This window comes from Actinocrinis sp. (assembly GCF_035605935.1).
Lineage (GTDB): Bacteria > Actinomycetota > Actinomycetes > Streptomycetales > Catenulisporaceae > Actinocrinis.
Map to the genome: position 1 here is coordinate 1 of NZ_DATNGK010000164.1, position 12,320 is coordinate 12,320.

Below are 12,320 nucleotides of genomic sequence, written 5' to 3' on the forward strand. Positions count from 1 at the left end.
AGTACGCGAAGGACGAGATCCAGCACGGGCTCGAATACGATCTCAACCTCGGCTCGTGGGCGATGCCGACCACCACCGCGATCGAAATGAACGCCACGGTCACCGACACGCTGTCCGGCGGCTATCTGAGTCTGTACACGTACGGAGGGTCCAACCCGGGCACGTCGAGCCTCAATTGGGTGACGGGGCAGACGGTCGCGAACGCCGCTTACGTCACGGCCAACCAATCGAACGGCTGGATCGCGCTCTACAACGGCAGCGGCGCGAGCGCGGACGTGGTCCTCGATGTCGCGGGGTTCTTCCAGAACTCCACGCTCTAGCGCGAACCAGGCGAAAGAAAGAGGCCGCACTGCCCACTCAGGGCGGTGCGGCCGAACACGCAGGGGGTCTGGGGGTCGCCCCCCAGAGGAGACGACGGACGACCCGGCGAGCGCCCCGCGCGAGCAGGGTCGTCCGCAGGCAGTGGAGGTGCCGGGAATCGAACCCGGGTCCATCGGCGAGGGAACAGGGCTTCTACGGGCGTAGTCTCAGTGCGCTTTTCTCGGCTCCGCGGATCCCTGAGACGAGTCCGTGACGAGCCCAGCCACGTGAATTTCCCTCAGTCTCCCGTGACCTGATTCTGAGGTTGAGCCCCCTAGCGATGCCGGATCCCAGGTCGGGGGCGATCCTGGGCCGACAGGGCTATCCGCCCGTTACTTGATCGCTAGATCAGGCAACGAGGGCGAAGTTCGCCCGGGCCATCTTCTGATTGGCATTTGTTTTTTTGCTGCGTTATTGGTTAACGAGATCATCGCAGCTTCCTCGGCCCGCTTCCCCTGCTTCGACGTCCGATGTCGAAACCGTTCACCCCCGTGGCAGAACGCACACGGCAGCGCACGGACACGCTTCCCGCCCCTCTCGGGGGTTCGGCGCGGCAGTGAGCAGTATGTGTGCAGTTCTCAAACAGCGGCGGAACACCGGAGAGCCCGCCAGCATCAGGATACTCGGGCGAGCCCGGGTCGGTAAAACCGATTGATCACCTGGCGCGGCGCCGGTGCCGATCGAGCCGCCGGACGCCGCGTGCCGGTTTCGCTAGCGGGGCCGACGGCGGTGCGCCGAGATGTCCCGCTCCGCCTCGCGCTTCATCTGCTTTTCCAGCAGCGTCTGGCGCTTGTCGTAGTCCTTCTTGCCGCGGGCCAGGCCCAGCTCGACCTTGGCCTTGCCGTCCTTGAAGTACAACGCGAGCGGGATCAGCGTCAGTCCCGACTCCTTGGACTTGCCGATCAGCTTCTGGATCTCCTGGCGGTGCAGCAGCAGCTTGCGCATCCGGCGCGGGGCGTGGTTGTTCCAGGTGCCCTGGTTGTACTCCGGGATGTGCACGTTGTGGAGCCACACCTCGGCGTCGCGGATCTGCGCGAAGCCGTCGACCAGGGACGCGCGGCCCTCACGCAACGACTTCACTTCGGTGCCGGTGAGCACCAAGCCCGCCTCGTAGACGTCCTCGATGAAGTAGTCGTGCCGTGCCTTCTTGTTCTGGGCGATCGTCTTCTGCCCGCGCTCCCTGACCATGGGCTCTATTCTCGCTCAGACGCGCAAGTACTTTCGCAGGGTGAAGGCCGAGGCGAGCACTGACATCAGCACGCCGACGATCAGCAGCATCGGCACGATCCACACGAACGGCGACCAGCCGATGAACTGCACCGAGGTCAGGTGCGGGGCGACCACGTGGTTGATGAAGAAGGCCTTCACCCCGACCAGGATCACCGAGGCGAACAAGCCGCCGGCCAGGCCCGCGACCGCGCCTTCGAGCAGGAACGGCATCTGGATGTAGAAGTTCGAGGCGCCGACCAGCCGCATGATGCCGGTCTCCCGGCGGCGGCTGAACGCGGAGAGCCGGACCGTGTTGAAGATCAGCAGGAACGCCAGCACCAGCATGACCGCCGCGACGCCGGCCGCGGTGTACTCGGCGATGTGGATGAAGGTGAACAGCGGCTTGAGCAGTTGCTGCTCGTCCTGCACCGACTGCACGCCCGGCAGGCCCTCGACCGCACCCGCGACGACTGAGGCGTTGTTCGGGTTGTCCAGCTTGACCCGGTAGGAGTCCTGCAGGTCGTTCGGGGTCACGTCCTGCGCGAGCACCGAGCCCGCCTGCAACTGCTGGTAGTGCGCGAACGCCTGCTGCTGGTTCTCGTAGGAGACCGTCTGCACGTGCGGGGTCTTGAGCAGCGTGTCGTGGATCGTGGTCTTCTCGGGATCGGTGATCGCGGTCTGGCAGTTGGCGTACTTGCCGACGTCCTCCTGGTTGCACATGAAGACGCTGACCTCGACCTTGCCGTACCAATAGTCCTGCATGTGCAGGGTCTGCTGCCACATCAGCAAGCCGGAGCCCATCATCACCAGAGCTACCGCAGTCGAGACGATGACCGCGATCACCATCGTGAGGTTGCGGCGCAACCCCTGGGCGATCTCCTGTAGTACGTACTGGACGCGCATGGTGGGTATACCTGCCGGAGCTCTAGTCGGAAAGCCTGTGGCGGCTGTGGGTCGTAGATCTGCGGTACGTCGGCCGCCGCGTTAGCGAACGTAGCCGTAGACGCCGCGGGACTGGTCACGTACGAGCGCGCCTTGATCGAGTTCCAGCACGCGCTTACGCATCTGGTTCACGATGGCCTGATCGTGCGTCACCATCACGACCGTGGTGCCGGTCCGGTTGATCCGGTCCAGCAGCTTCATGATGCCGACGCTGGTCTCCGGGTCGAGGTTACCGGTCGGCTCGTCCGCGATGAGGATCATCGGCCGGTTGACGAAAGCGCGGGCGACCGCCACACGCTGCTGCTCACCACCGGAAAGCTCGTTGGGCATCCGGTCCTCCTTGCCGGCCAGCCCGACCAGTTCCAGCACCTCGGGCACGACCTTGACGATCTGACCCTTCGGCCGCCCGATCACCTCCAGGGCGAAGGCGACGTTCTGGTACACGGTCTTGTTCGGCAGCAGCCGGAAGTCCTGGAAGACAGTGCCGATGAGACGGCGGTGGTGTGGCAGCTTCCAGTTGGACAGCTTGTTGAGGTCCTTGCCCGCCACCACGACCCGGCCGGTGGTCGGCCGCTCCTCGCGCAGGATGAGCCGCATGAAGGTGGACTTGCCGGAGCCGGAGGAGCCAATGACGAAGACGAACTCGCCGCGCTCGATCTCCAGGGTCATTTCCCGCAGCGCGGGGCGCGCCTGGTTTGGGTACGTCTTGCTGACGTTCTCAAAGCGAATCACGGTTGCATCACCATCCGGCGGCAGTCTAGACATTGCGGCCCCGGCTTGGGAGCCGGTTGCGCGAGGACGCCACTCGGATCCGGGGACCCGGCGGCGGCTTCCGGCGGGAAGCTCCACAGGAGTGTACGAGGCTCCCGAGGGGTAGGAGGGAACGAACGGGCGCAGCGCGGCGTTCTCAACGGTGATGAGGAGGACTGGATGAGACGCGACGACCTGGCCTGCGCCAACTGTTCCGGCCCGGTGTCCGAGGGCCGCTGCGCAGTGTGCCGCGCCGCTCGTGACCAGTACGGACGTGGGGGCGGCGGCTTTTACGCGCCGCTGTGGCTGGTCCTGACGATCTTGGCGGCGCTGGTATGCGCCCTAGCCCTGGAAGCCCGTTTCGCGTGAGCTGAGTCACATTCGGCTGGGTATGGCGGCCAAGTGGCTGCGGCGTCGGGAAACCGACGACCCGTCAGTGCGTACGCCGCCAGCGAATGCCAGCCTCAACGAAGCCATCGATCTCGCCGTCCAGGACCGCCGCGGTGTTCCCGGTCTCGAACTCGGTCCGCAGATCCTTCACCATTTGGTAAGGATGCAGGACGTACGAACGCATCTGGTTGCCCCAGGAACCACTCGAATCGCCCTTGAGCGCGTCGATCTTCGCCTGCTCCTCCTGCCGCTTACGATCCAGCAGCTTCGCCTGAAGCACCGTCATCGCCGAGGCCTTGTTCTGCAGTTGCGAGCGCTCGTTCTGACAAGACACGACGATGCCGGTCGGCAGGTGGGTCAGCCGGACCGCGGAGTCGGTGGTGTTGACGCCCTGACCACCCGGGCCAGAAGACCGGTAGACGTCGACCCGGAGCTCGTCGTCCGGGATCTCGATGTGGTCCGTCTGCTCGACCACCGGCACCACTTCCACGCCTGCGAAGGAAGTCTGGCGGCGGCCCTGATTGTCGAACGGTGAGATGCGCACAAGACGGTGCGTGCCCTGCTCGACGGAGAGGGTTCCATACGCGTACGGCGCCTTTACCGCAAAGGTCGCCGACTTGATGCCGGCCTCTTCCGCGTAGGACGTGTCGTAGACCTCGGTCGGGTAACCGTGGCGCTCCGCGTAACGCAGATACATGCGCATCAGCATCTCGGCGAAGTCTGCGGCGTCGACGCCGCCGGCCTCGGAGCGGATGGTAACCAGCGCCTCGCGGGAGTCGTACTCGCCAGACAGCAGCGTCCGCACCTCAAGCTCGCTGATCGCCGCCGCGATGCGGGGCAGTTCGGCCTCGACCTCGGCGCGGGTGTCCGCGTCGTCCTCGTCCTCGCCCAGCTCGGCTAGCACCTCGATGTCGTCCAGCCTGCGACGCAGCGACTCAACCCGGTTCAGCTCGCCTTGGACGTAGGACAGCCGGCTGGTCACTTTCTGCGCCTTGGCCTGGTCGTCCCACAGGTCGGGGGCGGCGGCCTCTTCGTTCAGCCGCTTGATCTCGCCGCGCAACGCGTCGAGATCGACGACCGCCTCGATCGAGGACATGGTCGACTTCAGGTTCTTCAGTTCTTCAGGTACGTCTACGGCCACAACCATCAAGGGTACGCGACCCGGCCTACCGGATTATGCCGCTGTGCCTAGAGCTGCTCGTTAGGCACTGGTGCGGTACAGGTGCACGGTGCCATCCGCCGCCGTGGTCGCCAACACCAGGCCAAGGCCGGGCGCCGGGGTCACGCCGACCGGGTTCTGCGACGTCACGCCGATCGGCGACCATTTCATCGAGCCGTGCAGGTTAGCGCCGGTCGGCTCGTAGACCTGTACGTCACCGGCGACGGACTGAATGAACAGGTAAGGCTTCCCGCCGCTGGTGTAACCGGCCTCGGGCTGCCCTACCGCGCCGGTCGGGAACGTGTAGCTCCAGGAGCCGTCGTTGATGAGTCTGAGGTCAGCGAGGTCGGCGGCCTTGATTACGTATGCCGCCATGGTTCCGTCTGGCCGGATCGCGAGCGCGACGTTGGGTTTGATCGAGCCGGCGCTGTTGATGTATCGCCACGGCTGCCAGCTGCCGTCCGGCGCTCCGCTGCCATTCGCGGCGAGCAAGGCGCCGGAGTGGGAGGCGACGAGCAGCGCCGTGCGATCTCCGGCCAGTGGGACGGCCGCGGGGGCTCCGGGGACGCGGGTCGCGCCGATTCCAGCGGCGGCGAGTGAGGTCCATGGCGACCAGGTCCGGCCGGTCAGGACGATGCGGTGCACCTGGTCGTCGGCGGAGGAGACCGCGTAGATCTCGACCCGACCGGAGTCACGGCCGACCGCTGCCGGTTCGGCGGAGGCCGTCAGACCGGGAAGGGACTGCCAGGCCGTGAAGCGGGGCGATTTTCCCGCATTCGCGGATGCGTAACGCACGACGCCGTCCGTACCAGTCATGACAACGTAGGCGCTGTTGCCTGCGCTGACGTAACGCACGGCGCCGATCGGCTTGACCGGTGGAGCGATGATCTGGCCGACCGGTACGAGTCCGAGCGGCCCGAATGGTTGCGTCGCCGAGGCTGACGCGGACGCGTGGCTGACACCGTTGCCGCTCAGGCTGGTGGCTGCATTGGTCTTAGCCGCGCCGCTCGGCTGCTTGGCGTCGTTGGTGTGCCCGTTCCACCAGAGGAAGCCTCCGGCCGCGACGAGCCCGGCGGCGATGACCGCCGCAATCGCCGGCACGCGCGGGTTCCGTAGACGGCTGGACTCTTCCGCACCGTCGGCGGGCGGCCTGACGCCGGGTGAACTGGCACGGTGCGGACTGAGGCGATGTGAACTGACGCCGCGTGAACTAACGCTGCGTGAACTGATACCGCGTGAGTTCGCATTGCGTCCGTTGACTTCGCGTACGTCGCCCGGCTCCCGTGGCCGTGGCGTCTTGGTGATCGCGCCGGGCACGGGCGCGGACGGGCCGAGTGGCTCGCGGATCGGCCGCATGAGGTTGACGTGCGTCTGGCGCGACGCGTCGGTTCGATCCGATGAGCCGGCCACGAGCGGTACCGCGCCGACGCTCATCGGAACGGCCGGTCCGGGTCCGGCGCCGAGCGACGCGGGATCGACGACGGCCCGCGGATCGGCGACGCGCAGGGCGGGCAGTCCGCTGAGTTCCGGCGCGAGTACGCGCAGCCGACCCGCGACCTCCGCTGCGGTCAAGCGCGCGGCCGGGGCCTTCGATAGACAGCTGACGAGCAGTTCGGCGACAGCGCCAGGCATGCCGGGCACATCTGGCACCGTCTCAGTGACGTGCCTGCGTAGCACTGCGCCGGGATGACCGCCGCCGAACGGGGTCCAGCCGGTCAACAGCTCGAAGATGAGCGTGCCGAGTGCGTATACGTCGACGGGTGGGCCGGGAGGGCAGCCCTCGATGACTTCAGGGGCTAGGTAGTCCGGCGTCCCGACGATGCGTGTGGCGCGGGTGCGGCGTGGACCGTCTACGAGCCGCGCGATGCCGAAGTCGGTGAGCCGTGCGGTACCGGACGAGGACTCGATCAGCACGTTCTCCGGCTTCACGTCGCGGTGCACGACGCCCCGGGCGTGCGCCGCGGCCAACCCGGCGGCCACGTCGGCCGCGACGGTGACCGCGGCGGCCGGCGCGAGCACCCGCTCGGCGTCGAGCCGCTCGCGCAGGTCGGTGCCGCGTACCAGATCCATGACGAGCGCGAGGTCGGTGCCGTCCACGACCAGGTCACGCACCGCGACCACGTTCGGATGCACCAGGCTGGTGAGCACCGTGCGTTCCTGCACGAAGCGGGCGATCAGCGTCTGATCCGCCGCCAGATCCTCGCGCAGCAGCTTCACCGCAACCGGACCGTCCGGTCCGGCCCCCTCCCAGACCGTGCCGCAGGTCCCCCGGCCGATGACCCTGGTGACGGTGTATCTGCTGCCGATCTTGCGTGTCACCGTAGCTCCGTGAGAGGTCCGCGGGCGTGCCGTACGGACACTGTGCCGTTCCGGACGCTGGCTGGGCAACTAACGCGCCGAAGCGCCACCCAAGTCAGGCAACGGAACGTTGATCACTGAGCGAACGGTTCGTACACCGACGTGGCGACGCTGCTACCCGAGGTGCGGTTGGTCGAAAAGCCCGTCGTCCGATGCTTGGCGAGCTGTTTTCCGACGGTGACTCCTAGCGCGACGGCGATCGCGAGCACGATGACGAGGATCGCGAGCTTGCTCAGGAAGCTCAGGCCGGTCTTCTTCGGGGGTGCGTTACGCGAGTAAGTCTGCGGTTGCCGGGGTGCTTTGTTGCGCGGCGCTTGGTACGTCTGCGGTTGCGGTTGCCGGTACTGGACGGGTTGCGCAGCTTGTATCGGGCGCTGCGACGCCTGTGCCGCAGGACGCGGCGCCTGCTGGTACGCCATCGGATACGAATTCGGCTGCTGCGGGCTCGGGCTCGAGTACGGCCGGACCGGCGCGGGCATGTTCGACGCCGGCGGTTGGACAGCCGGAGGCTGAGCCGCGGGTCGCTGGGCGGCCGGCGGCAGCGCCGTGGTCGGCTGGTTGGCGTTCGCCGGCGGGCGCGCGATCGGCGTCGTGGGCGCTGCGGCCGCAGGAGAGATCTGAGCGGCGCGGTTGATCGGGATGACCTGGGCGCCGTTGTTGTGCGACTGCTGAGCGGCGGCGGGCAGCGCCGGCTTCGGTGGTTGACCGCCCTGCGGCGCGGCCGAGCCGTTGGCCTGCGGGACGCTCGGTGCGCCTTGAAGTCCAGGCGCGGCCCCCTGAGCCTGCGGTGCCCGTACCGGCCATACGGCGTGCGGTGCGGCGTGCGCTCGGGCCCCAGCACCTGCCGCGGCCACCGCGCCCGCACCGGCCCCACCACCGGCCGCGATCTTCTGCTCGGCGGGAAGGGCCGGGAGGACGACGGTTCCCTCGCTCGGGTTTACCGGGAGCCGGACCGTCGTGCCGTCCTGCTTCACTCGTACGGCGGCACGGAGCCGAGACGCCAGCTCGCCCGCCAGCGGCCGCATCTCCGGATCCTTCGCCAGCGCCGCGGTCGCCACGGCCCACAGCCGGTCGGAGACGCCGGGCGGACGCTGGGGCGTAGCCGTCTGGTGCGCGCGGAACACTTCCATCGCGTCGCGGCCGCGGAACGGCGGATGCCCGGTAAGCAGCTCGAAGAACATGATCCCGGCGGCGTAGACGTCGACCGCACCGGTGGCCTTGCGTCCCGAGATCACCTCGGGAGACAGGTAGTACGGGGTGCCGACGACCTGACTGGTCCGAGTGACTGACGGCGCGTCAGCCAATCGGGCGATGCCGAAGTCGGTCAGCAGCGGCCGGAATCCGCCGGCCTCGGGCTTGAGCAGCACGTTGGCGGGCTTCACGTCCCGGTGGATGATCTTCGCGGCATGCGCGACGGACAGCGCGTCGGCCACGTCCGCCACCAGCAGCGCGGCCTCCTCAGGTCCGAGGGTGCCGCGACCGCGCAGGTAAGCACGCAGGTCGGGTCCTTCGACCAGCTGCATCACCAGCGCCAGTACGTCGCCCTCGACGACCAGGTCGCGAATCGCCACCAGCGAGCGGTGGCGCAGGCCGACCAGCGCGGTGCGCTCGCGCAGGAACCTGGTGACCACGTCGGGGTCCGCGGCGAGCTCCTCGAGCAGCACCTTTACCGCGATCGCCTCGCCGGTGTCCCGCACGCGCCCCCGCCACACCGACCCGAAGGCCCCGCGCCCCAACTGTTCATCCAGCTCGTATCGGCTGCCGATCGGCTGACCCACGAAACCTCTCCCCCAGTTTGTCGACTCGGGCTGGCGCCGCCGCGGCGCATGCTGCTGGCGCAAGCGCAGCCTAGTGCCGACGACGCAACCGGTAGACGCGGCCAACCGTTTCGTACCCAACCTGCTACAGGAGCACGCGGCACTGGTTCGGCGGCGGCGCGTTTCCACGCTGTGGCGTTTTCGTCTGGCGGCCCCCTTGGCCACCGCATACGGCTGCGTCTTCAGCCCTCCCCGCTTATGTTCTCGGATACCGTGGCTCCCGGCGAGAATTGACCGACCCCGATTTTTCTGTGGACAGTCTCCCGTCCTGAAAAGGCAGCGCGCATGCAGATCAGACTCTCCGTCAGCTCGGTCCGTGACGCGGCGCGTGACCAGGCGGAGCAGGACTGCGTGGACGTGGCGGTGACGGCTGCGGCTGGAACGTCGTTCAGCGCGGCAGCCGGGGCGCTGCGCGCGCTCGTCGGGGCTTCGGAGGGCCGGTTCTACGTCGGCGGGGCGCTGTTGGCCGAAGAGGCCGCGCTGGGCTTGCCGCCGCTGCTCGACGGTGCGTTGCTGACGATCGGCGGCCCCGGCGGGCCGGCCGCGTTGCACGGTTCACTCAAGCGACATAGCGGGCTCGAACTGCACATCATCGGCGGTCCGGATGCGGGCGGTGTGCACTTGATCGCGCCACCCGCGCCAGGGGAGGAACCGGTCCGGGTCGCGATCGGCCGTGGCACGGATGCGCAGGTCCGCATCGAGGATCCGGACCTGTCCCGCCTGCATGCCGAGCTGCTGGTTACGGCCGACTGGGTGCGGCTGCGCGACGCGGGTTCGACCAACGGCACCACGCTGGACGGTGCGCAGGTGGGCACCGAGTCAGTACTGCTGCTGCCTGACGCGTTGGTGCGGCTCGGCGAGACCACGATCGTGATGCGCATAGGGCATCGTCCGACTGACGCAGAACCGGATCGCCTTGGGCGCATGAGGGTGCGTACCGAGCAACGGTCGCCCGTGGCGCTCCCGTCGCCGCGCATCGACCTGCCACCCCGACCCACGAATCGGGGGCTGCCTGCCGCGCGCCGGCGAGCCGTGGTGGCGTTCGAGCAGGCCAAGTCCGCTGCCGAGAAGCAGATCACCTCGGCGCTCGCCGCGGAGGCCGCGCTGCGCCGGGAGCAGCATCCGGATCTGGCCGCGCTGCTGACCGCGGCGATCCGGCCGGAACCCGGCCTGTGGTCCCGCGCCGCCGAGTCGGCCGGCTCGCTGGACTTGCGGCTCGGGACCGCCCGCATCACGTCGCGGGTGACCGTGTGCTCCGGGCCGAAGACCTTCCGCCCGCGGGTGCCTGCCGCGCCGGTCACGCTCGACCTGGAGTCGGTGGGTGTGCTCGGTCTGGTCGGTCCGCGTCCTCAGCTGACCCGCCTGGCCAGGTCGCTGGTCGCGCAGCTGGCCGCGAGCTGCCCGCCGCGTGATCTGGAGCTGGTGGTGCTCTGCGACGAGCAGACCGCCCCCGAGGAGCGGGGCAGCTGGCAGTGGACTCGCTGGCTTCCGCACCTGATCCCCCAGGATGGGCAGGACTGCCGCGCGTTGGTCGGCCGAGATCCGATGCAAGTACGCGCACGGGTAGAGGAGCTACTGGCCAAGCTCGACGCCCGCGAAGCGGAGGCCGCCCACGGTACCGGCGGCGCAGCGTCGCCAGATGACTTCGGCAAGCGCTGGTCAGGGCGACGCACCGTGCTCGTGCTCGACCCCGCAGCGAACCTGCTCGGCGTGCCGGGAATGCGGCGGCTGCTGAACGACGGACCGCAGTTCGGCATTTACGCCATTGCCCTGGCCGCACGCCCAGCCCAGCTACCTGACGCGACCGGCGCGATGGCGACGCTAAGCGGGGACGTGCACACCCGGATCCGGGTGGAGCGGCCGGAAACGCCGGCCATGGACAACATCATCGCGGACCTCGCCTCGGCCGAGTGGGCCGAACGGCTCGGCCGCGCGCTGGCGCCGCTACGGGAGTCGGACAGCTTCGGCGCGCCGCAACTGCCGGAAGAGGCGCGGCTGCTGGCGTTGCTCGAGCTGGACCTGCTGACCCCCGCGAAACTCGGCGCACGCTGGGCGCTGCGGCCGACCTGCGGCGAGCTGACCATCGGCGCGGACGACCACGGTCCGCTGCGCGCGGATCTGACGGGGCAGCACATCCTGGTCGCTGGGGTGTCAGGTTCCGGCGTCTCCGAGACGCTGCGCTCGATCACCTGCGCGCTGGCCGCGGTCAACCGGCCGGAGTACCTGCGAATCTCCCTGCTCTCTGGCGGCGACGGCCCCTCACTCGCGGATTGTGCGGCGCTGCCTCACGCAGACACGCATCTGCCGCCGGATGCCTCGCCTGACGAGTTGCGCGCGTTGCTTGACCAGTTGGAGGCCGAGATCGAGCGGCGCACTGACGCGGCGCTGCGCGGCTCGGTGGAGGACCCGTCCGACGCGCAGCACCCGCGCCTGCTCGTCGTCGTGGACGGATTCGACCAGCGCGCGGCGGCCCATGCGTGGTTCGCCAAGGGCCTCGCGGACATCGCGCGCGACGGACGCGACCACGACGTGCACGTCGTCGTCGGCATCACGCTCGAAGACGCCCAGGCGGTCCGGCTACTCAACAGCGACGTGTGCGACGAGGCGCATATCCGCATCGCGCTGCGCACCCACGCGGCGGAGGAGTCCCGCAAGGTGGTCTCACTCCCGGCCGCTGCATCAGTGCGCCCGGACACTCCGGGCCGCGCCCGCCTGGCCCTCCCGGACGGCCGCGTGTTGCCGATCCAGACCGCGCTGATCAGTGGCCGCATGCCGTCCAGCGCGTCGAATCGAGCGAGCGCCGTGCGCCTCCCATGGACCGAACTCGGTTCGCCGGTCCCGCGCCGCCCCACCGAAGCCGTCCCGGCCGGACAGCCCGGCGGTCCTACCGACCTCGCCCTGTTCGTGGAGACCGTCCGCCGCGCCGCGACCCGCTGAGCGCCTGCCTCCTCGGCGAGGGTGCCTATCTGACGGGCTATTCGATAGCAGCACTCGAACACCGATGCTAGAGTCCGATCGCCCGCTGCCCGCCGCGGGTCCACTTCCGGGGGAGGAAATCAGTGCTGCCAATAACCAGTCGGCTTAGGCGGACTTCGGCGTTTGTCGCCACCGCTCTGATCGGCGGTTTCATCAGTGTCGGGACGGTCGCCGCCGGACCGGCGTCGGCCGCGAGCGAGGCGGGTGCGGCCCAACGCACCTCGTTGGCTTATACCGACTCGCTCTCACCCAAGAAGAGCTTTGAAAACCCCACTGGCGACCTGCCGCTCGGCTCATGGGCTGACAGCAATGGCGCGACGCACTTCAACGTGAACTGACCATTTGCAGGTAAGCCGCTC

At 68.6% G+C, this 12,320-nt stretch carries 9 protein-coding genes, 1 other RNA gene and 1 pseudogene; 4 read left to right on the forward strand and 7 right to left on the reverse strand.

The annotated features are described in order from the left end of the window. A partial coding sequence (locus VN779_RS13635; protein ID WP_325723141.1) for a hypothetical protein occupies positions 1-320 on the forward strand: 320 nt, incomplete at its 5' end. Positions 321-460: 140 nt separating this feature from the next. Here VN779_RS13635 and ssrA read toward each other — a convergent pair. From ssrA to ftsE, 4 genes are all read right to left on the reverse strand, one after another. Beyond that, positions 461-851: a transfer-messenger RNA gene (gene ssrA / locus VN779_RS13640) on the reverse strand. A 220-nt stretch (positions 852-1,071) separates the two neighbouring features. After that, positions 1,072-1,548: an SsrA-binding protein SmpB gene (smpB, locus tag VN779_RS13645; protein ID WP_325723143.1), complete on the reverse strand. Its 477-nt coding sequence runs from the start codon at positions 1,546-1,548 to the stop codon at positions 1,072-1,074. Positions 1,549-1,563: 15 nt separating this feature from the next. Continuing rightward, positions 1,564-2,472, reverse strand: coding sequence for a permease-like cell division protein FtsX (ftsX, locus tag VN779_RS13650; protein WP_325723145.1), 909 nt, complete (start codon positions 2,470-2,472; stop codon positions 1,564-1,566). Positions 2,473-2,553: 81 nt separating this feature from the next. Next, positions 2,554-3,243 (reverse strand): cell division ATP-binding protein FtsE, encoded by a 690-nt coding sequence (ftsE, locus tag VN779_RS13655; protein ID WP_325723148.1) that lies wholly within the window; start codon positions 3,241-3,243, stop codon positions 2,554-2,556. A 198-nt stretch (positions 3,244-3,441) separates the two neighbouring features. Here ftsE and VN779_RS13660 point away from each other — a divergent pair, with 198 nt between their 5' ends. Continuing rightward, entirely contained in the window at positions 3,442-3,630 is a 189-nt protein-coding gene (locus VN779_RS13660) for a hypothetical protein (RefSeq protein WP_325723150.1), read from the forward strand. Between the two features lie 64 nt (positions 3,631-3,694). On the opposite strand, the gene prfB is transcribed toward VN779_RS13660, so the two are convergent. From prfB to VN779_RS13675, 3 genes and pseudogenes are all read right to left on the reverse strand, one after another. After that, positions 3,695-4,798, reverse strand: coding sequence for a peptide chain release factor 2 (prfB, locus tag VN779_RS13665; RefSeq protein WP_336624841.1), 1,104 nt, complete (start codon positions 4,796-4,798; stop codon positions 3,695-3,697). Between the two features lie 1,248 nt (positions 4,799-6,046). Beyond that, positions 6,047-7,129, reverse strand: a pseudogene (locus tag VN779_RS26485) (serine/threonine-protein kinase); the annotation flags it as partial. Positions 7,130-7,242: 113 nt separating this feature from the next. After that, positions 7,243-8,946, reverse strand: a complete 1,704-nt coding sequence (locus VN779_RS13675) for a serine/threonine-protein kinase (protein WP_325723156.1) — start codon at positions 8,944-8,946, stop codon at positions 7,243-7,245. A 324-nt stretch (positions 8,947-9,270) separates the two neighbouring features. Between VN779_RS13675 and VN779_RS13680 the strand changes: the two genes are divergently transcribed. Then, positions 9,271-11,922 carry an FHA domain-containing protein gene (locus VN779_RS13680; protein ID WP_325723157.1) on the forward strand — a complete coding sequence of 884 codons (2,652 nt, stop codon included), beginning with the start codon at positions 9,271-9,273 and terminating at the stop codon, positions 11,920-11,922. Positions 11,923-12,044: 122 nt separating this feature from the next. Next, a complete protein-coding gene (locus tag VN779_RS13685; RefSeq protein ID WP_325723158.1) occupies positions 12,045-12,299 on the forward strand; it encodes a hypothetical protein in 255 nt (84 codons plus the stop codon). Positions 12,300-12,320 lie beyond the last annotated feature (21 nt).